This is a genomic window from Paenarthrobacter sp. AMU7 (assembly GCF_041200195.1).
GTDB lineage: Bacteria > Actinomycetota > Actinomycetes > Actinomycetales > Micrococcaceae > Arthrobacter.
The window spans coordinates 4,034,934-4,053,107 of record NZ_CP165735.1; the positions used below are offsets into that span (position 1 = coordinate 4,034,934).

An 18,174-nucleotide genomic window follows, 5' to 3' on the forward strand; every position below is an offset into this window, starting at 1 on the left:
GTCCTTGATGTCAAGCACTCCACAGAAGCGCGCACTCCGGAAGTCACCGGCAGAACGCGCCGCAGAAATCACCGAAGCCGCCCGCGAGCTCGCCCTCGAGGCGGGTCTCACCTCACTCACCCTGCGCAATGTTGCCGCACGCGTGGGCGTCGCTTCCGGCCTGGTGGCGCACTATCAGCCCAATATGGATGCGCTGGTCTCCAGCACATTCGCCAGCATCGTGGCCGCGGAAACCCAGGAAGTTGCAGGCCTGCTGAGCCAGCGTCCAGGCCCCTCGGAACGGCTCGGACTGCTGGTGGACACCCTCCTGGACAACAGCAGGCTCGACGTCACGGCAATCTGGGTGGAAGCCTGGACGCTGGGACGGCGCAACGAGACGCTGGCCGCCTCAGTCCGCGAGCAAATGGATGCCTGGCAGGAGGTCTTCCAAGGAGTAGTGGAGGACGGAAACGCGAGCGGAGCGTTCAACGTTTCCGATGCCGCCGCCGTCGCCTGGCAGATCCTCGGCATGGTGGACGGCCTGAATGCGCAGGCCTTGGTCCGCTGGGATGGCGTCAACGATCGCGGCACACACCTGGCCCGCGCGGTGGAGGGGATGGTGGGCGCTGCCCCCGGCTCCCTGGCTTCGAAACCCGGCGCTTAGGGAAGCCGGTCAGCCCGCTGGTCTTCGGGAGCCGCCACACCCTGCCCTAGGCTGGAGACCATGGCGATCATTCACAAGGCAAACCTTTCCCCGTCCAAGCTCGAACTCATCGCCGGCTACCTGCCGAAGCAGCCCTGGTTCATCCAGGATGGCACGCCGGAGCTTATTGGCGCCTACCGTTTTGACGATCCCGCCGGCGAGGTCGGGATCGAGACACACGTGGTCGCCGCGGGCGATCGCATCTACCAGGTTCCCCTCAGCTATCGGGGCTACGAGCTGGCCGGCGCTGAGGAGTGGCTCATCGGCACCATGGATCACTCGGTCCTGGGCAAGAGGTGGGTGTACGACGCCTGCGCCGACCCCATTTACGTCAAGGCTCTCGCCACCGCCATTTTGACGGGCCAGGAAGAGGCCCAACTGATCGTTGACGGCGAGCCGGAGCCCCGCCCCAGCTCAGTGACGGTCAAAGGCAGCGGAAAGCTCGACGGCGGCGTCCCCGCCCTGAGTGCCTCGGCACCGGTCTCGGGCAGCGGCGTGACCATCATTGATGCCGGCGAGTTGCGGTTGAAAGTAACCCGGGTGGTTGACGTGGCAGCGGACGCTTCCGCCAACTCGGCCGCGGCTCCGGAACTGCACAGCGAGCTGACCCTCAGCGGTCAGTGGGCTGGGCTGGAGAGCCCGGTGGAGTTGGCTGCCGTAGTCCGCGACTGACCCGACTGCGCCGGTGGCATCTGTTGGACACAGGGGCTCCGGCGTAGGCTGGCTAACGGGGACATCTACGCTTGGAGGGGTGCACTATGTACAAAGCACAGAACATCATTCCCGCCGCGCAGGATCTGGCCCGGGAGTGGGTATCACACGCGGCGGACGGCACGTCGTCCCAGGCCGATGCGGTGGTGAAGTGGGCCTTGACCCGCATCAATCATGCCGATGTTCCGTCCGTGGTTCACGGCGTCATGCTTACGCTGACGGGCAACAAGAAGGCCGCCAAGGAAGCCCAGCGCGCGGCGGCCAAAGCTGTGACAAGGACAACGCAGGCCCTGAAGCGGAACAGCCGGCAGCGCGCTCCGCGCCTGTCCGGGTGGATGATCGGCCTGCTCATCGGGGCTGTTGCCGGCGCGGGCGCTGTCCTGGCGTGGCGCATGATGGTTCCCCCGGGCGAACCTGAGCCCGTGAAGCAGCCTGAGGTTCCGGTCCAGCCGCCCGTGCCGCCGGTTCCCTAGGGGACGTCCCCGCACCAGCATCACTATCGCTGAGTGCCCGAGTCGAGTGCCCGCGTCCGGCGGGCCTGAGGGCTAAGGTACGGGTTCGCCGTCGTGCCTTCCAGACTTTCTCCTAAGCGAGGTCCCGGACAGCAACCAATACGCCCCGCCGCTGGCCAGAAGGAATCCCAGCACGCCCAAAACAACAAGCTGGGTGATGATCCCGGCGATCACCATCGCAAAGCCACCTAAAACGGCCAGACTCCCGAGGATGGTGCGGGCAGCCTGTCCCCGGGGCCGGCCCGATGTCAGCTCGGATGCGAGATCCGGATCGGTCGAAGCGAGTTCCCGCTCCAGCTCTTCCAAGCTCCTGCGTTCTTCATCGGACAACGACACCGTCATCACCCTCACGATGATCGAGCCATCAGCACGCGCGCTGCTTGCCGTGCCATGCCTACATAATCTGCCCGTTTTGGCGATCAAGCCACAGGTCCAACTCAGCATGCTTACGATGGTGTGGCGGGTTACGGCCTGCTCATGCACGGACTACCTATCGCCGACGGAAAGTTGAACTCCCCATGGCACGAAGAGACTCCACCAAGGCAAACCTCAGCGGAACGGGTTCCAAACGGCGCGGTCCCGGCCGCACCCTCTGGCTCATCGCAGCAGGCCTCGTTGCCGGAATCGCCGGCGGAGCCTTCGCCGTCCGGATGCTGGCTCCGCAAACTCCAAACCCCGAACCTTCGCAGCCCGAACAGCCCGAACAGCCCGACGAGATCCTGGTCCGCGAAGAACCGGTGGAGATTTCCACCAGAATGCGGCCCGGCGAATGGACTGAAGCGTCGCTGCAGGAGCATCTTGAGGATTACCGGCGGCAGATCCGTGCCATGGGTGCCAAAGAATCGCAGATCGTCACCAACGTGGAACGGACTGAAGAGGGTGCAGCCCGGGTAGTGGTGAGCTGGGACCGCAGCCGCGCGTAGCTGGCTACTCCCCGACCCGCGGCCGCCACACCACAACGGCCTGCGATCGCGCCCGCGGCCTCTGCCCACGGGCCAGGCTGACGACGTCGCCCGCCGCGCCTGCCGCGAAGATGCGCGCGTCCACGGGTGAGCGACGGCGGGACAATTCTTCTGTCAGCTCGGCCACCCGGTACTGCAGCGCAGCTACCTGGTTTTCTAGGTCGAGGATGCGTTTGATGCCTTCAAGCGAGACGCCGGACTGCGAGAGGCGCTGGACCTCCCGCAGTTTATTGACGTCGTTCTGCGAGTAGCGGCGGGACTTTCCGGGCGCACGGCTGGGCGAAACGATGCCCAAACGGTCGTACTGGCGCAACGTCTGCGGATGCATATCGGCAAGCTCCGCAGCGACGGAGATGACAAATATCGGCTGGTTGACGTCGATAGCCATGACCGCCTCCTTACAACCGGGCCTTTGCGGCCAGGTCGTGACGCGGGTCGGCGTCGGTGGTGGCGGCAGCGAACGCCTTCACGGCTTCCTCCGCTTCCTTGTTCAGGTTCTGGGGGACCGCGACGTCGATGGTCACCAGCAGGTCTCCGGTGGCCTTGGACGTTTTCACGCCACGGCCCTTGACCCGGAGGGTACGGCCCGACGGTGTTCCGGCCGGAACGCGTACCTTGACGGTGTCGCCGTCGAGCGTTGGAACCTCGATGGTGGCGCCAAGCGCCGCCTCCGCGAACGTGACGGGCACGTGGATGCGAATGTTGTCGCCGTCGCGGTGGAAGAAGTCATGCGGCTTCACGCTCACCGTGATGATGAGATCGCCATTGCCGGCCGGGCCAACGTTGCCCTTGCCGCGCTGACGGACCTTCTGCCCGTCCTTGATTCCGGCCGGGATCTTGACGTCGATCACGTTGCCGTTGCTTTCGCGCAAGCTCACTGTGGTGCCCTTGATGGAGCCGGCAAACGAGATGGACGTGGTCGCCGTACGGTCCGATCCCTTCTGCGGAGCCCGCTGGAATCCGGTCTGGCCGGCGCCACCGAAGCCGCCACCGAACAGGTCGGCAAACTCGGGCGGGATACCGCCGCCCGCAGGCTGACGGGCACCGGGCCCACCACCAAACAAACCACCGAACAAGTCCTCGAACCCACCGTTGGCTCCCGCACCACCGCGGCCGGCACCGGCACCCGGAGCAAACCGTGCACCGCCCATGGCACGGATGGCGTCATACTGCTGCCGGTCCTCAGGACTCGACAACACCGAGTAAGCCTCGGAAATGTCCTTGAACTTCTTCTCCGCAGCAGCATCCCCCGAATTCGTATCCGGGTGGTACTGCCGGGCAAGCTTGCGGTAAGCCTTCTTGATATCCGCGTCGGACGCGTCCTTGGCAATACCAAGGATCGCGTAAAAATCCTTTTCAACCCAGTCCTGGCTGGCCAAGAGCGTTTCCTTTCAAATCAATAATGAGTACGGCCCATTCAACTCACCTCAGGCGAGCTTACAGCGGGCGCGAAACCGGATATGGGGCGGCGGTGTGGGGGGCACCGCCCCATATCCGGTGTAGCGACAAGGTGGAACTTACGCCGGGACAGCCACGATGACCTGGGCCGCACGCAGGACTCGCTCGCCTGAGCGGTATCCGGAGCGCAGTACCTGGCTGACCGTGTCAACCTCGATGTCCTCGCCGGGCTGCTGGATGAGTGCCTCGTGGATGGTGGGGTCGAATTCGACTCCTGTGTCCGCGATGCGTTCCAGTCCGTACGTCTTCAGCGCATTCTCCAGCTTCGTGGCGATGGCGGCGAAGGGGCCGTCTTCGAGGTCACCGTGCTGGCGTGCGGCGTCGACGTCGTCCAGCACCGGGAGCAGGGAGTTCAAGACGCCGATGACGGCCATCTCTCCTGCTACGGCGCGGTCGCGTTCGACGCGCTTGCGGTAGTTGACGTACTCAGCCTGAAGGCGGAGGAGGTCGTTACGGAGCTCCGCTGCCTGGGCTTCAGCCGCGGCACCGGAGGCTACCGATTCCTCGGCCGGCACCTCTACCCCGTTGAGGATTTCCTCAGCCTGGGAGAGGGCGTCACCGTCCGTGGGAGCGGCGTTGCCGTCGGTGGGAGCCGTAGCTTCGCTGTCAGGCTGACGTGCCTCGCCGGTCTCCGGGTCAACCTTGCGGTTGTCCCGAATGACTGGCTTGCGCGGCTCGTTGCCTTCAGAGTGCTCTGCTTCGTTGCCGTGGTGAGGCATGGCTACTTCTTCGCTTCGTCTTCGTCGATGATTTCGGCATCAACGATGTCTTCGTCGTCAGCAGCCTTTTCACCGGCAGGAGCACCTTCAGCACCGGCACCCGGAGCATCAGCTGCGGCGGCCTGCGAGTAGATGGCTTCGCCGAGCTTGGTCTGCGAGGCCTGGAGCTTCTCGAACGCAGTCTTTACGGCTGCGTCGTCGGTGCCTTCCAGCGCGGACTTGAGGGCGTCGACGTCGGCCTTGACCTCGGTCTTGACCTCTTCGGGCAGCTTGTCGTCGTTGTCGGCGATCAGCTTGTCCACCGAGTAGGCGAGCTGCTCTGCGGAGTTACGGGTGTCCGTAGCTTCGCGGCGGGCCTTGTCCTCAGCGGCGTGCTCTTCGGCCTCACGAACCATGCGGTCAATGTCGTCCTTGGACAGTGCCGTGCCACCGGTGATGGTCATGGACTGTTCCTTGCCGGTGCCCTTGTCCTTGGCGGACACGTGGACGATGCCGTTGGCGTCGATGTCGAAGGTGACCTCGACCTGCGGAACACCACGCGGTGCCGGAGCGATGCCCGTCAGTTCGAACGTGCCCAGCGGCTTGTTGTCGCGGGTGAATTCACGCTCGCCCTGGAAGACCTGGATGGCCACGGACGGCTGGTTGTCGTCAGCGGTGGTGAAGGTCTCGGAACGCTTGGTGGGGATAGCGGTGTTGCGCTCGATAAGGTGCGTCATCACGCCACCCTTGGTTTCGATGCCGAGGGACAGCGGGGTGACGTCGATGAGGAGGACGTCCTTGCGCTCGCCCTTCAGGACACCGGCCTGCAGAGCGGCACCAACGGCCACAACCTCGTCCGGGTTGACGCCCTTGTTCGGCTCCTTGCCGCCGGCGAGTTCCTTGACGAGCTCGGAGACAGCAGGCATACGGGTGGAGCCACCGACGAGCACGATGTGGTCGATGTCGGAAACCTTGATGCCGGCTTCTGCGATGACGTCCTGGAACGGCTTCTTGGTGCGGTCCAGCAGGTCCTTGGTGAGGTCCTGGAACTTGGCGCGGGTCAGCTGCTCGTCCAAGTGAACCGGGCCGTCGGGGGTGACGGACAGGTACTGGAGGGAGATGTTGGTGCTGGTGGAGGAGGACAGTTCCTTCTTGGCCTGCTCTGCAGCTTCACGGAGACGCTGGAGGGCGATCTTGTCCTTGGAGAGGTCGATGCCCTTGACCTTGAGCTGGCTCAGGAGCCACTCGACGACGCGGTTGTCCCAGTCGTCGCCACCGAGGCGGTTGTCACCGGCGGTTGCGCGAACCTGGATGGTGGAGAAGTTGTCTTCGTCCTTGCCAACCTCGAGGAGGGAGACGTCGAAGGTTCCGCCACCGAGGTCGAAGACCAGGATGAGTTCGTCTTCCTTGCCCTTGTCCAGGCCGTAGGCCAGTGCAGCCGCGGTGGGCTCGTTGACAATGCGGAGGACGTTGAGGCCTGCGATTTCGCCGGCTTCCTTGGTGGACTGGCGCTCGGCGTCATTGAAGTAGGCCGGAACGGTGATCACAGCGTCGGTGACCTTTTCGCCCAAGTAGCTCTCGGCGTCGTTCTTAAGCTTCATGAGGATACGCGCGGAAATTTCCTGCGGCGTGTACTTCTTGTCATCGACGGCGACATTCCAGTCAGTGCCCATGTGGCGCTTGACGGACGCGATGGTGCGGTCGATGTTGTTGACAGCCTGGCGCTTGGCGATTTCACCAACCAGGACTTCGCCGGACTTGGAGAACGCAACGACGGACGGCGTGGTGCGGCCGCCTTCTGCGTTGGCGATAACGGTGGGCTCGCCACCTTCGAGAACAGAGACCACGGAGTTGGTGGTTCCGAGGTCGATACCTACTGCACGTGACATATCTTGTTTCCTTTCAATGGCCGATGTTGGAGATTGCACCTGGCAGTGGTCCGCTGTGCGCTTACCTGCCGGAAGCCTGCTCAACAATCGGCTAGTTGAGCGTTCTGCACTCAACTGTACTCAGCCTCAGAGTTAAGTCAATCGAAACTTGAGCGAAGTGCACTCAACTTTGAATATTTGGCTGGGAAATTCCCCGGTATCACGGGGCGCAAGGGCTGGTTTCGCCGACGGTGAACTGCCAGACTGGCGCGATGGAGATCACTGAATACGTGCCTCCGGACGAGTTCTGGGCGATGAACGACCGGCTAGACCAAGAGGTCCGCGACGGCGTGCACCTTCTCCCGCTGTTCAACCTTCAAAGCCCTCGTGGCCGAGCGATTCACCATCACCGTTGAAGGCATCCCCGCCGATTTCACCCTCTGGCCGGGAACCACCTCGTGGCTGGCGGCCGGCTCCGTGGGCGGATTCGGCGTCGTGATTGATGCCCAAGGCACCCCGAACCCACCGAAAGCCGTCCGCCTAACCCGGGTGTCCGACGTCGAGCCCTTGCTTCAGGCCCGGCGTGCCGCACTCAAGGCGCTACGCGGCGAAGCCTAGGAGTCTCCGCGTCAGCAGGAGCGTCGAGCGGCTCCGGCTTGTACACCCACGCCACCAGCACCACGGAAATGATCATGAGCAGGAACCAAGCCAAAAGCTTGTCGATGGAGACCGCCTGCCAGCCCTCCAGCTGGTTCGGGTACAGCCACGCACGGGACCACGTGCCGATATTCTCGGCGAACCAAATGAACAGCGCCACCAGCAGGAAGGACACCAGAATGGGCATACGGAAGCGACGGCGGAACACCCTGAAGTGCATCACGCACCGCCCATACACAAGCACGACGGCGGCCAGCAGCACCCATCGCGCGTCGAAGATGTAGTGGTGCGAGAAGAAGTTCACGTAGATCGCGGCAGCAACGAGGGCCGTGATCCACCGGCGCGGGTATCGATCGAAGCGGAGGTCGAACAGCCGGAAAACCCGCACCATGTAGGACCCAACGGCGGCGTACATGAACCCGCTGAACAAGGGCACGGCGCCGATCCGCAGGACACCCTCCGCCTCATAGGCCCAGGATCCGACGTCCGTCTTGAACAACTCCATCACCGTGCCCACCACATGGAACAGCAGGATCACCCGCAGTTCCCGCAGGGTCTCCAGCTTGAAAGCGATCATCAGGACTTGAATGACGACCGCGGCAAGGGTCAGGAAATCGTTCCTGGCCAGCCCTGCATCCGAGGGATACCAGAGACGGGCCCCGATGATCACGGCGAGCAACGCAGCGCCGAACACGCACGCCCAGGCCTGCTTAAGTCCAAAGACCACGAACTCGGTGAGCCCGGCCTGCAGGCGGCCTCCCCGGAACCGGTCCAAGTAGCGGTGGGCAAGGGCGTCGATGGACTCTTCCACCGAGGTGGAACTACGCATGCGGGACCTCGGCTTCCACAACAAGCCGGCCCAGATAGTAGTCGCGGGGCCAGTGCCGGATCCTCTCCGGCAGCCGCGGATAAACACGGCCCATCATCCGCATGGTCCGCTCGAACCGGCGGGCTTGGCCGGCACTCCACTCAAAACCGAAGCCTTCACGCAGATGGTCCGGCAACAGGCCAGCGGTCAGGAAACGTGCCAGCGGCATCACCAGCCGCAGGAACAGCGGTCCACCGGCAGGATAGAGCAGGTCCCGGGCAACCCTCAGCGCTTTATCGTCGGGGTGGAGTCCGCGCACCTGATCGTCCCAGTAGGCAGCGAACGCAGCACGGTCGGCCGGCCACCTGTCCGCCGGAAGCTGCAGGGCTGTCCCGATCCGCGCGTACTCGCGGTAAATGCGGTCGGCGGTGTCGTCGTCGAGCTTTCCGTGGATCTGCTCGTAAACGGTGACAGCGGTCTCGTAGAGGGTGGCGACCACCCACAGCTGGGACTCGGCGTCGAAAGCGTTGTATCCCTTGGTGGCGCCATCGGGTTCCCGGCGAACCGGCGCGTGGGCGCGGTTGACGGCGCGACGAACGGTTTTGAGTTGCTCCTCTGACCCGTAGACCACCGCGTAGACGTACGTCATGGTGGCGCGCAGCCGGTCCATGGGACGCTCAGCGAAATTGCTGTGCTCAGCTACGCCGTGCCCTACTTTGGGGTCGGCGATTTGCAGGAGAATGGCGCGTCCGGCACCGGCGAGCAGGACGCCCTCCGCACCGATGTCTGCCAGCCCTCGAACCATCTGAATACTGTAGCGCCCTAGCCTTGGAGCCCCACCACACCCTGGAGGACGCTCAGCTGGTGGTCGAAGAGCTCATCGCGGGCGGCGAAGGTATCGCGCCCGTACTGCCCGAAAACCTCAAAACTAATGGCCCCAAACACGGACGTCCACACCAGGACGCCCCGCGCCAAGGTGGCGTCGGGCGCGGCGAGATTCATCTCGCCGCGAATGGCTGCCAGGTCCGCGGCCAACCCTTCAGGAACCACGACGGCGGGACTCACCGCGGCGTTGAGCGCGCCTGCCCGGTAGGCGGCATCGAGGATACCGACGAGCCGAACAATGACCCGGGTTCCCGGGACGGTAGTGCGCTCACCCGGGGCTTGATATCCCGGCACGGGACTGCCGAAAAGGAGGGAATAGCTGGCCGGTTCGCGGATGGCCCACGTACGCACCGCCCGGGCCAGCGCCCTGAACTGCGCTGTGAAGTCATCGTGCGCTTCGGCATTCACTGCTTCATCGACGGCGTCGCCAAGCTGGTTGTAGGCGTCGATCAGCAGGAGCGTGAGGAGTTCATCCCGATTCTCCACGTAGCGGTACACGGCAGAGGACACGACGCCGAGATCCCTCGCCACTGCGCGGAGTGAAAGGGCGGCCGCACCATGAACAGCAAGGTGTTCGCGTCCGAGCCGGATGATGTCGGCGATCGTCTGCGTGCGGGCACGTTCGCGGGGCGTGAGGGGCTTGCCCTTACCTTTGGCGGCGGCGGGTTCAGCAGAAGTCATGACCACAGCTTGCCACAATCGAGAGCGCTGTCAACAAATGAGAGCAGTGCTCTTGACATTCCGACGATGAACGCTCATTCTGATTGAGAGAGCAGTGCTCTCGCTTTTGATCTTTGCGACATCAACCCCGGAAGAGGACCCCATGTACGTCGTCGCAGGAGCAGGCCCCGTTGGCTACACCGTCGCGGAGCAACTGGCAGACCAAGGGCATCAGGTACGCGTTCTGACGCGCTCGGGCAGCGGTCCGGAGCATCCCCTTATTGAGCGGGTCCGGGCGGACGTCTCGGACCCTGCGCAGTTGAATCAAGCAGTGGAAGGTGCGAGCGCCGTCTTCCACTGCATCCACGGATCCGCCTACAGGGCAGCAGCGTGGGCCGCCGAACTCCCCCACGCCGAGCAAGTGGTGATGGACGCAGCGGCGGCCGCGGGCGCCGTCGTCGTCTTCCCCGAAAGTCTCTACTCGTACAGCGAGCCGGACCGGATCATGACGGAATCGAGCCCGCGGGAAGCAACCGGAGGCAAACGCGGCATTCGGACTGCGTTGCTGAAGGCGCGGCAGGCCCACGCAACCAACACGATCAGCGTGGTGGCCGGCGACTTCTTAGGGCCACGCGTGAAGACAGCTCATGCCGGCGAGCGCATGGTCACGCCGATTCTGGCGGGCAAGGCCGTGCAGTTCATCGGAGCTACGGACCAGCCCCACTCCTTCACGTACGTCCCGGACCTCGCAGCGGCCATGATTGCAGCTGCCCGGAAGCCCGAACTCTGGAACAGCGTGCTGCATGCCCCCACCGGCCCGGCTGTGACCCAACGGGAAATGGCAACCGCGCACGCTAACGCCGCTGGTGTTGCTGCACCCAAGGTGGGTGCCATACCGGGTTGGGTACTGCGAGTGGCGGGCATCTTCTCCACGGACATGCGCGAGCTGGCCGAACTCCTGTACCAGTTCGAGGGCCCGTTCGTGATGGACTCCTCGGAAAGCCAGAGACTTCTGGGGATACACCCGACTCCCCTGCCGGAAGCTGCAGCGGCAACAGTGGCGTGGTGGAAGGGTGCCGAGCGGTTGGCAACGTAGCAGCAGTCCAGGAGCCGCGGCGGGCTAGAGTCCGTCGTCGTCATTCCAGTGCTCCTGCCAGCGCCAATCGATGGGTTCGCTGAGACGCTGGTAGCGGCATGTTCTTGACCCTGCGGGTCACGGGCAACCTCATCTGGCCCATAATCGTGCACGCCCTCTACGACCCCACACTCTTCCTGTCCACGGGCGGTATTGACCAGGCGGCTTCGGGACCCCAGAGCCCGCTGGTGTTGCTGGCCGGCCCGGCCAATATGGTCTACATACTGATCGCTGTCATCGCACTGATCGTTGTGCGGGGACGGGCGCAGCGCGCGCCGCTCGCGGAGCCGGCGGCACTTTAGGGCAGGCAAAACGGAAGCGTTCGACGGCGGGTGCGTACCGCCGTCCCAGCACGAACCAGGGCGGTAATCAACACCACCATCACGACGGCGACATACCCCGCCGCGGCTGGCATACTCAATCCCATCGCACCACCCATCCCTGAACCGACTCAACGACGGGGGCCTGAGTGCCAAACGAGAAGGACCAAGCCGGGGCTGCCGTCCAACAAGCACCTGCAGCGCAAGGGCTCAGCACTGCCGAGGTCGCCGAGCGGGCCGCCGCCGGACAAACCAACGCGTTCGTCCAGGACACCAGCCGCAGCGTGTGGAGCATTGTCCGCGCCAACGTGCTGACCCTGTTCAACGGCATCATCCTGGCCTGCTTCATTGTCCTGTTCGCGATCGGCCGCTGGCAGGATGCCCTGTTCGGGTTCAGTGCCATTGCCAACGCGGTGATCGGCAGCGTCCAGGAGTATCGGGCCAAACGTGCCCTGGACCGCCTCGCCCTCCTGAACGCCCCGCACGCCAAGGTGATGCGCAACGGCTCCGAGGCCGAAATCGATCTGGACGACGTAGTGCTGGATGACACCCTGGTCCTCCGGGCCGGGGACCAAGTGCCCGCCGATGGACTGGTGGCCGGATCACGGGGCCTCCAAGTGGACGAGTCCATGCTGACCGGGGAGTCGGACGCCGTGGAAAAGGCCGACGGCGATCGCGTCCTGTCCGGGTCCGTGGTGGTGGCGGGGGAAGGCACAGCGGTGGTGGACCGGGTGGGCGCGGATTCCTTTGCGAATTCCCTCGCGGCCGAAGCCAAGCGCTTCTCCCTGGTGGCCTCGGAACTTCGGTCCTCCATAGACCGCGTCCTGAAATGGGTCACGTGGTTCGTGGGTCCCGTGGCGTTGTTGGTTCTGAACGCCCAGATGATTGCCCAAGGCGGGTGGGCTGAGGCTTCGGCGAGTGGCCCTTGGCGTGACGCGGCGACGGCGACCATTGCCGCCGTCGTCGCCATGGTCCCATTGGGGCTGGTGCTGATGACCAGCATTACCTTCGCCGTAGGCGCGGTGAAGCTCGCCCGGCAACAGGTCCTGGTGCAGGAGCTACCCGCCGTCGAGGGCCTGGCGCGCGTAGACATCATCTGCCTCGACAAGACCGGGACGCTCACCCAAGGTGACATCATTTTCGACACCGCGCATCCCCTGACCAAACGCCCCGGTTGGGAGGCCGTGCTCTCCTGGTACCGGGTGCAGAACGATGCCAACGCCACGGCCCGCAGCCTTGCAGGGCACTTCACGACTCCGCCCCCGGACGCGCCAATCGACCGGGTTCCCTTCTCGTCAGCGCGCAAATGGAGCGCGGTGATTTTCGACGACGGCATGTGGATCCTGGGCGGCCCCGAAATGGTGTTCCCCGGGGACAATTCCACCAATCCGGAGCGGCTGCAGCTGGCCACTCAAGCCGCAGAGTTGGCCACCACCGGTCGCCGCACACTGGTCCTGGCCCACGGAACGCCCACCGATGACGAGACCGTACCATCGGACGCCGTCCCGGTTGCGCTCCTGACTTTCAAGGAGAACATCCGCCCTGATGCTGCGGAGACGCTCACCTACTTCGCGGCACAGGACGTGGATGTCCGCATCATTTCGGGTGACAACCCGCAGACAGTAGCAGCCATAGCCCGGGAGGTCGGGCTCGATGCGCCGCACGGCTTTGACGCCCGCGAGTTGCCGGACAATGACCAGGAATTCCTGGACGTCATCAACAACAACGTGGTTTTCGGCCGGGTGACCCCGGACCAGAAGAAGCGGATCGTGGTGGCATTGAAGGCGGCCGGCCGTACGGTGGCCATGACCGGAGACGGGGTGAACGATGCCTTGGCCATCAAGGAGGCCGACATCGGTGTCGCCATGAACTCCGGTGCGGCAGCTACCAAGGCGGTGGCCCGGTTGGTGCTCCTCGACGGAAAATTCTCGCACCTGCCCAGCGTGGTGGCTGAAGGCCGGCAGGTCATCGCCAACATCGAGCGCGTCTCCATGCTGTTCTTGACGAAAACCGCCTACGCCACGTTCCTGGCCATCGCGTTCGGCATTCTCCTGCTGCCTTTCCCGTTCCTTCCCCGGCAGCTCTCAGTCACTGATGGTTTGACCATCGGCATTCCGGCGTTCTTCCTGGCCTTGCTGCCCAACGCCCAGCGTTATATTCCGGGTTTCCTCCGGCGATCCTTGACCTTCGCCGTACCGGCGGGTGTCTCCGTGACCCTGGGCCTTGCCTCCTACGCCCGCCTCGCCGCCAATCTGCAGATTCCGGAAGCCGAAATAAGGACCGGGTCAACCCTCATCCTGACGATCATCGGCATCTGGATCCTTGTGGTGCTCTCACGCCCTGTCACACGCTTCAAGGGGCTGGTCATCGGCGCCATGATGATCGGGCTGGTCCTGGTCTATTCCGTTCCGATCGCCCGGGACTTCCTGCAATTCACCGACCCAACGCTTCCCACGGCACTCCTGATCCTGGGAACGTCCGTGGCCTGCATCGCGCTGATTGAGATCGTCCGCTTCGTTCATCGCCGCGTTGCCTACCGGGATGCCCAGGAGGCACTGCATCAGCGGGTCTCGAAGTAGCGGCGTCCGCGTCCGACCCACAGCGGCACCAGCACGGCGACCGTGGCAATGGACTGGGAGATGACTGCCGACCAGTCTCCATCCCCGGCAATGATGAGGTCCAGCACGGCAAAGACCAGCCCTAGCAGCATGACCGCCGTTGCCCCACGGCGTGCCGCGTTGCTTCCCCGCGCCACGCCGGAGGCAAGCCCAATGACAAGCAGCCCGAACAGGATCATTCCGGCACCCAGCAAGGTGATGGGCAAGGCGATGCCGCCGGACTGGGCTTCCGGGGTGTACCGCAGGAAAATCGTCAGGATCCCGAGAAGGATCTGGGCAATGCCACCGATGTACATCAGCACCACCGAGAATGTCACCACACCCGGCCGCTGAGGGCGCTCCCCCTTGATCATGAACTGAGCATAGACGAGCCTCCCTGCGTGCAGACACCGCCCCGGGGTGGGGTGACACCTCTTGTCACACAATTAACCACGCATTCACGCCGTCCTTGGGTCCAGTCAACCCCGGTTTCCTAGGGTCGGTCTTATGGAAAAAATCTCCCGCAGGTCCCTCATCTCAGCCGGCTTGGGTGCCGGACTCGCCGCCGGTGTGTCAGCCGCCCTGCCGCAGGCCGCCGTCGCGGTTTCAACAGCGGACGACGCCGGTCTCCGCACCGATCCGTTCACGCTTGGCATCGCGTCGGGCGAACCGTGGCCCGACGGCTTTGTCATCTGGACCCGCCTGGCGGTGAACCCCGTGGCCGAGGACGGGCTGGGCAGCATGCCTTCCCGCTCCGTCGCCGTCGCCTGGGAAGTCGCGGAAGACCCGGCGATGCGCCGGGTAGTAGCCCGCGGCGTCGAACATGCCAGGATCGAAACCGCCCACTCGGTGCACGCAGAACTCAGGGGCCTCCGGCCGGGACGGGAGTACTTCTATCGTTTCCGCACGGGGCGGCACGTGAGCGAGGTTGGCCGCACTCTGACCAGTCCGGCGCCCGGCGAGACCCCCGCGGCGCTGGCCATGGCGTTCGCCAGCTGCGCCCAGTACGAGCACGGCTATTTCACGGCGTACAAGCGGCTGGCCGAGGACCACCCGGACCTGGTGCTGCACCTTGGCGACTACCTCTACGAATACAAGAAGGGCAGCTACGTGATCGGCGGCGGCAACCCGCGCGATCATGAAGGACCCGAGACCAGCACCCTGGCGGGCTACCGCCAGCGGCATGCCCAGTACAAGTCCGACGCCGATCTGCAGGCAGCGCACGCGATCGCACCGTGGCTGGTGGTGTGGGATGACCACGAAGTGGACAACAACTGGGCGGATGAGATCCCCGAGAACAACGACGCGAGCCAGCTCAACGACACCACGGAACATTTCCGGCAGCGTCGCTCGGCAGCGTTCCAGGCTTACTACGAGAACATGCCGCTGCGCCGGTCATCAGTCCCCGCCGGGTTCGACATGAAGATCTACCGCACTATCCAATGGGGCCAGCTGGCCAACTTCCACATGATGGACACGCGCCAGTACCGCGACGACCAGCTGGCGGGCGATGGCTGGCGGAAGAACGTGGCCGAACGCCTGGACGAGAACCGCACCATCACCGGCGCCGAGCAGGAGAAGTGGCTGCTGGACGGCTTCAAGAACTCCACGCAGCGGTGGGACATTCTGGGCCAGCAGGTCTTCTTCGCCGAGCGGGACCGTGACAAGGCGCCGGAAATCGACGACGTCTCCATGGATGGCTGGGACGGTTACGCCGCTTCCCGCCGCCGCATCACCCAAGGCTGGGTGGACGCAAAGGTCCGCAACGCCGTCGTACTGACCGGCGACGTTCACCGCCACTGGGCCACCGACCTCAAGGTGGATTACAAGGACCCGGCGGCAGCTGTGGTGGGCTCGGAACTGGTGTGCTCATCCATCACCTCTACGGGCAATGGCACGGGATCCACCACCGACCCCACCATGGCCTGGAACCCGCATCTGAAGTTCTACAACGACAACCGCGGCTATGTGAACACGCGCATTACCAAGGACGCCATGACCGCGGACTTCCGCGTGCTGGACTACGTCACCACGCCGGGCGCCCCGGCCAGTACCAAGAAGTCCTTCACCATCAACGACGGAGTGCCGGGACTCGCCTGAGTGTCCCTCAAAGAGGGTTTATGTGCCGAGGATCAGCTCCGCCGCTTTCTCCCCGATCATGATGGACCGGCCGTTCGGTTTTGGCAGCCAACTCTCGGTTAATAAGCGTACTTATGTTGTCCTATAGAATGCTCGTTGACGGCGTTCCTTCCCTGTCCTCACCACTCCCTTGGAGAGCTTCCATCTGGGCAAAGTCCAAGGTGGAACCCTGAGCAGTGCTGAAGCTCTCCATTCTGAGAGTTCGCCGGAAGGCCTGGAAACGGAATGCTTCCTTTTCCGGTTTACACGCTGCATGGGGAACGCATGGGGGGACACAACGAATTGAACTACCGGCACGGGGCAGGGACCTGCCCGCAAACAGCTACGTGCGGACGACCACATCGAGCGGCTCAGTGAGAGAGCCCGCGGCTCCGGCCCAGGAGGAGGTCGGTGAACCTTCGGATGAGGACCTCATTCGTAGCGTGGAGGGCAATGACGCAGCTGCCATTGAAAATCTGTACCGGCGGCATGTTCCCGCTGCGCGGGCCTTTGCCAAACGGCTGGTCGGCAACGATTTCGACAGTGACGACATCACTTCCGAAGCGTTTCTTAAAGCCGTCAGTGCGATCCAGCGCGGCAATGGTCCGACTGGACCGTTCCGCCCATACTTGCTCCGGGCGGTCAGGACCAGCGCAGCGGATCACTGGAACGCTCTTTCACGCCATGATCTGGTCGAAGACACGGCGGAAACTCCGGAAGAGGAAACCGGCTACGATCATGTGCTGAACGAGGCGGACAGGAAGCTGGCCAGTACAGCGTTCGCATCGCTGCCGCCCCGATGGCAAACGGTGCTGTGGCACGTCGACGTTGAGGGCGAGCCGCCCCGAAACGTCGGTCCGCTGCTGGGTCTTGAACCCAACGCCGTATCCGCGGTTGCAGCCCGGGCGCGCAAAGGCTTGCGACAGGCGTACCTGGAGGCGTATATCGCGTCGTCTCTGGATGAGAAGTGCAAGCCGTATCTTCCCCTGCTGGCCAAGTCCGTACTCGAAGGACTCTCACCCGCCGAAGACCTGCGCCTGCAAAATCATCTGAAGGGCTGCCCCGCCTGCTCCTCCGCCATTCTCTCGCTGGCGGATGCCCGGTCAACCATGCGACGGGCCGTCGCACCTTGGCTTCTCGGGATAGCGGCCGGCTCTCCCGTCCTGGAAATGGTCGGCCCGGAGACTGCCCAACCTCACAACGCGGAACAATCGAAAGATCCGGAAGCGGGCTCGAAGAGATGGGTTGTCGGCGTCTTGATCGCGTTCGTGGCGGCTCTTGCTGCAGCTGCTGTCGCATTGAGCATGGTGCCAGGACAACCAACGGCGCTCCCAGCCGGCGCCGAGGAAAAGCGGCCTGCTACGGCACCTGATCTTCCCCCGGCAGGGACCCCCAGCCAGGCCGCACCGTCGGAGCCGGCAGATGATCCCGACATCGCGCTTCCCCTGCTTCCTGTCCTTCCCGAGCTTCCGGAAACGGGACCGGAACCGGAGTCGTATTTACCTGTTGAGCCTTCCCGTCCGATCCTGGTCACGGTCCCGCCGAAAAGCCCCACAGGGGCAATCACCCCGACACCCCCAGCTATTGTGCCGTCAGCTCCCCCGACCGGTTCGTGGATAGTGTTTCCGCCCCCAACACCTGCAACCCCCAAACCATCGGCTCCATCGGGCCCGGCTTCCCCTCCAGCGAGCAGCCCTGCACCCACTCTGAGCCCCACTCCAACGGCTCCGGTTCCGGCTCCTTCCCGCGGACTCTAAAAAAGTTTCCGGTACGGGCGTCACGATACCTGTCGATGCCCGTATATACAACGGGGGGGGCTATGCCTCCCGACAGTCCATGCAATGCCATTCCCGTGAAACGGCATCAGCACAGCTGCGCCCAGTAGGCGCATCGAACCGTAGTGGGGAGGCAGTACAGGCAGAGAGTGACCGGTGCGCCAGCGGCGCACCAAACGTAGCAATGAACACGTTCGACCGCTGCCCCGCGGCCGAACAATGGGGGGTGGCACTACGTGCAGTCTGTACTGGCGAAGATGCGTCCCGAAGCTCTGGGAACGGACATCTCCGGTCCCACCGACACCTTGTAAGGGGTGCAGCAATTGAC

19 protein-coding genes are annotated in these 18,174 nt (G+C 64.1%); 10 read left to right on the top strand and 9 right to left on the bottom strand.

Annotation, left to right across the window (positions count from 1 at the left end):
• Positions 1 to 7: 7 nt before the first annotated feature.
• From ABQM86_RS18545 to ABQM86_RS18555, 3 genes are all read left to right on the top strand, one after another.
• A complete protein-coding gene (locus ABQM86_RS18545) occupies positions 8 to 643 on the top strand; it encodes a TetR family transcriptional regulator C-terminal domain-containing protein (RefSeq protein WP_337339881.1) in 636 nt (211 codons plus the stop codon).
• A 60-nt stretch (positions 644 to 703) separates the two neighbouring features.
• Entirely contained in the window at positions 704 to 1,354 is a 651-nt protein-coding gene (locus tag ABQM86_RS18550) for a hypothetical protein (RefSeq protein ID WP_207595094.1), read from the top strand.
• Between the two features lie 86 nt (positions 1,355 to 1,440).
• A complete protein-coding gene (locus tag ABQM86_RS18555) occupies positions 1,441 to 1,866 on the top strand; it encodes a hypothetical protein (protein ID WP_369745241.1) in 426 nt (141 codons plus the stop codon).
• 72 nt (positions 1,867 to 1,938) lie between these two features.
• Here ABQM86_RS18555 and ABQM86_RS18560 read toward each other — a convergent pair whose 3' ends face one another.
• Complete coding sequence (locus ABQM86_RS18560) at positions 1,939 to 2,349, bottom strand: DUF3040 domain-containing protein (RefSeq protein WP_369745242.1); 411 nt, start codon at positions 2,347 to 2,349, stop codon at positions 1,939 to 1,941.
• A 74-nt stretch (positions 2,350 to 2,423) separates the two neighbouring features.
• Here ABQM86_RS18560 and ABQM86_RS18565 point away from each other — a divergent pair, with 74 nt between their 5' ends.
• On the top strand, positions 2,424 to 2,828 hold the full coding sequence (locus ABQM86_RS18565; protein ID WP_337339880.1) for a hypothetical protein: 405 nt from the start codon (positions 2,424 to 2,426) through the stop codon (positions 2,826 to 2,828).
• Positions 2,829 to 2,832: 4 nt separating this feature from the next.
• Here ABQM86_RS18565 and ABQM86_RS18570 read toward each other — a convergent pair whose 3' ends face one another.
• From ABQM86_RS18570 to dnaK, 4 genes are all read right to left on the bottom strand, one after another.
• On the bottom strand, positions 2,833 to 3,255 hold the full coding sequence (locus ABQM86_RS18570; RefSeq protein WP_207595098.1) for a heat shock protein transcriptional repressor HspR: 423 nt from the start codon (positions 3,253 to 3,255) through the stop codon (positions 2,833 to 2,835).
• Positions 3,256 to 3,265: 10 nt separating this feature from the next.
• Entirely contained in the window at positions 3,266 to 4,246 is a 981-nt protein-coding gene (locus ABQM86_RS18575; RefSeq protein WP_207595100.1) for a DnaJ C-terminal domain-containing protein, read from the bottom strand.
• A gap of 138 nt (positions 4,247 to 4,384) precedes the next feature.
• The gene (locus ABQM86_RS18580; RefSeq protein WP_369745243.1) at positions 4,385 to 5,044 is read right to left on the bottom strand and encodes a nucleotide exchange factor GrpE; all 660 of its coding nucleotides are present in this window, start codon (positions 5,042 to 5,044) and stop codon (positions 4,385 to 4,387) included.
• A gap of 2 nt (positions 5,045 to 5,046) precedes the next feature.
• Positions 5,047 to 6,912, bottom strand: coding sequence for a molecular chaperone DnaK (gene dnaK, locus ABQM86_RS18585; protein WP_207595104.1), 1,866 nt, complete (start codon positions 6,910 to 6,912; stop codon positions 5,047 to 5,049).
• Positions 6,913 to 7,278: 366 nt separating this feature from the next.
• On the opposite strand from dnaK, the gene ABQM86_RS18590 reads away from it, so the two are divergent.
• Complete coding sequence (locus ABQM86_RS18590; protein WP_369745244.1) at positions 7,279 to 7,509, top strand: hypothetical protein; 231 nt, start codon at positions 7,279 to 7,281, stop codon at positions 7,507 to 7,509.
• On the opposite strand, the gene ABQM86_RS18595 is transcribed toward ABQM86_RS18590, so the two are convergent.
• From ABQM86_RS18595 to ABQM86_RS18605, 3 genes are read right to left on the bottom strand one after another with little or no spacing between them, the layout of a single operon-like run.
• On the bottom strand, positions 7,484 to 8,377 hold the full coding sequence (locus ABQM86_RS18595; protein ID WP_207595108.1) for a DUF817 domain-containing protein: 894 nt from the start codon (positions 8,375 to 8,377) through the stop codon (positions 7,484 to 7,486). The genes ABQM86_RS18590 and ABQM86_RS18595 overlap by 26 nt on opposite strands.
• Complete coding sequence (locus ABQM86_RS18600; RefSeq protein WP_280623928.1) at positions 8,370 to 9,161, bottom strand: oxygenase MpaB family protein; 792 nt, start codon at positions 9,159 to 9,161, stop codon at positions 8,370 to 8,372. The genes ABQM86_RS18595 and ABQM86_RS18600 overlap by 8 nt, the downstream gene beginning before the upstream one ends.
• Before the next feature lie 17 nt (positions 9,162 to 9,178).
• Positions 9,179 to 9,922 carry a TetR/AcrR family transcriptional regulator gene (locus ABQM86_RS18605; protein WP_207595112.1) on the bottom strand — a complete coding sequence of 248 codons (744 nt, stop codon included), beginning with the start codon at positions 9,920 to 9,922 and terminating at the stop codon, positions 9,179 to 9,181.
• 142 nt (positions 9,923 to 10,064) lie between these two features.
• Here ABQM86_RS18605 and ABQM86_RS18610 point away from each other — a divergent pair, with 142 nt between their 5' ends.
• The 3 genes from ABQM86_RS18610 to ABQM86_RS18620 all read left to right on the top strand — a co-directional run bounded on the left by ABQM86_RS18610 (position 10,065) and on the right by ABQM86_RS18620 (position 13,935).
• Positions 10,065 to 10,997: an NAD-dependent epimerase/dehydratase family protein gene (locus ABQM86_RS18610; RefSeq protein WP_369746689.1), complete on the top strand. Its 933-nt coding sequence runs from the start codon at positions 10,065 to 10,067 to the stop codon at positions 10,995 to 10,997.
• A gap of 98 nt (positions 10,998 to 11,095) precedes the next feature.
• Positions 11,096 to 11,338 (top strand): hypothetical protein, encoded by a 243-nt coding sequence (locus ABQM86_RS18615; protein WP_369745245.1) that lies wholly within the window; start codon positions 11,096 to 11,098, stop codon positions 11,336 to 11,338.
• Positions 11,339 to 11,505: 167 nt separating this feature from the next.
• Positions 11,506 to 13,935 carry an HAD-IC family P-type ATPase gene (locus ABQM86_RS18620; protein WP_369745246.1) on the top strand — a complete coding sequence of 810 codons (2,430 nt, stop codon included), beginning with the start codon at positions 11,506 to 11,508 and terminating at the stop codon, positions 13,933 to 13,935.
• On the opposite strand, the gene ABQM86_RS18625 is transcribed toward ABQM86_RS18620, so the two are convergent.
• Positions 13,917 to 14,327, bottom strand: a complete 411-nt coding sequence (locus ABQM86_RS18625) for a hypothetical protein (protein WP_369745247.1) — start codon at positions 14,325 to 14,327, stop codon at positions 13,917 to 13,919. The two genes, ABQM86_RS18620 and ABQM86_RS18625, sit on opposite strands and share 19 nt — an antisense overlap.
• 133 nt (positions 14,328 to 14,460) lie before the next feature.
• Between ABQM86_RS18625 and ABQM86_RS18630 the strand changes: the two genes are divergently transcribed.
• Both ABQM86_RS18630 and ABQM86_RS18635 read left to right on the top strand, forming a co-directional pair.
• On the top strand, positions 14,461 to 16,053 hold the full coding sequence (locus ABQM86_RS18630; RefSeq protein ID WP_369745248.1) for an alkaline phosphatase: 1,593 nt from the start codon (positions 14,461 to 14,463) through the stop codon (positions 16,051 to 16,053).
• Between the two features lie 392 nt (positions 16,054 to 16,445).
• A complete protein-coding gene (locus ABQM86_RS18635) occupies positions 16,446 to 17,828 on the top strand; it encodes a sigma-70 family RNA polymerase sigma factor (RefSeq protein ID WP_369745249.1) in 1,383 nt (460 codons plus the stop codon).
• Positions 17,829 to 18,174 lie beyond the last annotated feature (346 nt).

Coding starts and splice junctions, on each gene's coding strand:
- ABQM86_RS18545 (WP_337339881.1), top strand. CDS start 8: ATGTCAAGCACTCCACAGAAGCGCGCACTCCGGAAGTCACCGGCAGAA.
- ABQM86_RS18550 (WP_207595094.1), top strand. CDS start 704: ATGGCGATCATTCACAAGGCAAACCTTTCCCCGTCCAAGCTCGAACTC.
- ABQM86_RS18555 (WP_369745241.1), top strand. CDS start 1,441: ATGTACAAAGCACAGAACATCATTCCCGCCGCGCAGGATCTGGCCCGG.
- ABQM86_RS18560 (WP_369745242.1), bottom strand. CDS start 2,349: ATGCTGAGTTGGACCTGTGGCTTGATCGCCAAAACGGGCAGATTATGT.
- ABQM86_RS18565 (WP_337339880.1), top strand. CDS start 2,424: ATGGCACGAAGAGACTCCACCAAGGCAAACCTCAGCGGAACGGGTTCC.
- ABQM86_RS18570 (WP_207595098.1), bottom strand. CDS start 3,255: ATGGCTATCGACGTCAACCAGCCGATATTTGTCATCTCCGTCGCTGCG.
- ABQM86_RS18580 (WP_369745243.1), bottom strand. CDS start 5,044: ATGCCTCACCACGGCAACGAAGCAGAGCACTCTGAAGGCAACGAGCCG.
- dnaK (WP_207595104.1), bottom strand. CDS start 6,912: ATGTCACGTGCAGTAGGTATCGACCTCGGAACCACCAACTCCGTGGTC.
- ABQM86_RS18595 (WP_207595108.1), bottom strand. CDS start 8,377: ATGCGTAGTTCCACCTCGGTGGAAGAGTCCATCGACGCCCTTGCCCAC.
- ABQM86_RS18600 (WP_280623928.1), bottom strand. CDS start 9,161: ATGGTTCGAGGGCTGGCAGACATCGGTGCGGAGGGCGTCCTGCTCGCC.
- ABQM86_RS18605 (WP_207595112.1), bottom strand. CDS start 9,922: ATGACTTCTGCTGAACCCGCCGCCGCCAAAGGTAAGGGCAAGCCCCTC.
- ABQM86_RS18610 (WP_369746689.1), top strand. CDS start 10,065: ATGTACGTCGTCGCAGGAGCAGGCCCCGTTGGCTACACCGTCGCGGAG.
- ABQM86_RS18615 (WP_369745245.1), top strand. CDS start 11,096: ATGTTCTTGACCCTGCGGGTCACGGGCAACCTCATCTGGCCCATAATC.
- ABQM86_RS18625 (WP_369745247.1), bottom strand. CDS start 14,327: ATGATCAAGGGGGAGCGCCCTCAGCGGCCGGGTGTGGTGACATTCTCG.
- ABQM86_RS18630 (WP_369745248.1), top strand. CDS start 14,461: ATGGAAAAAATCTCCCGCAGGTCCCTCATCTCAGCCGGCTTGGGTGCC.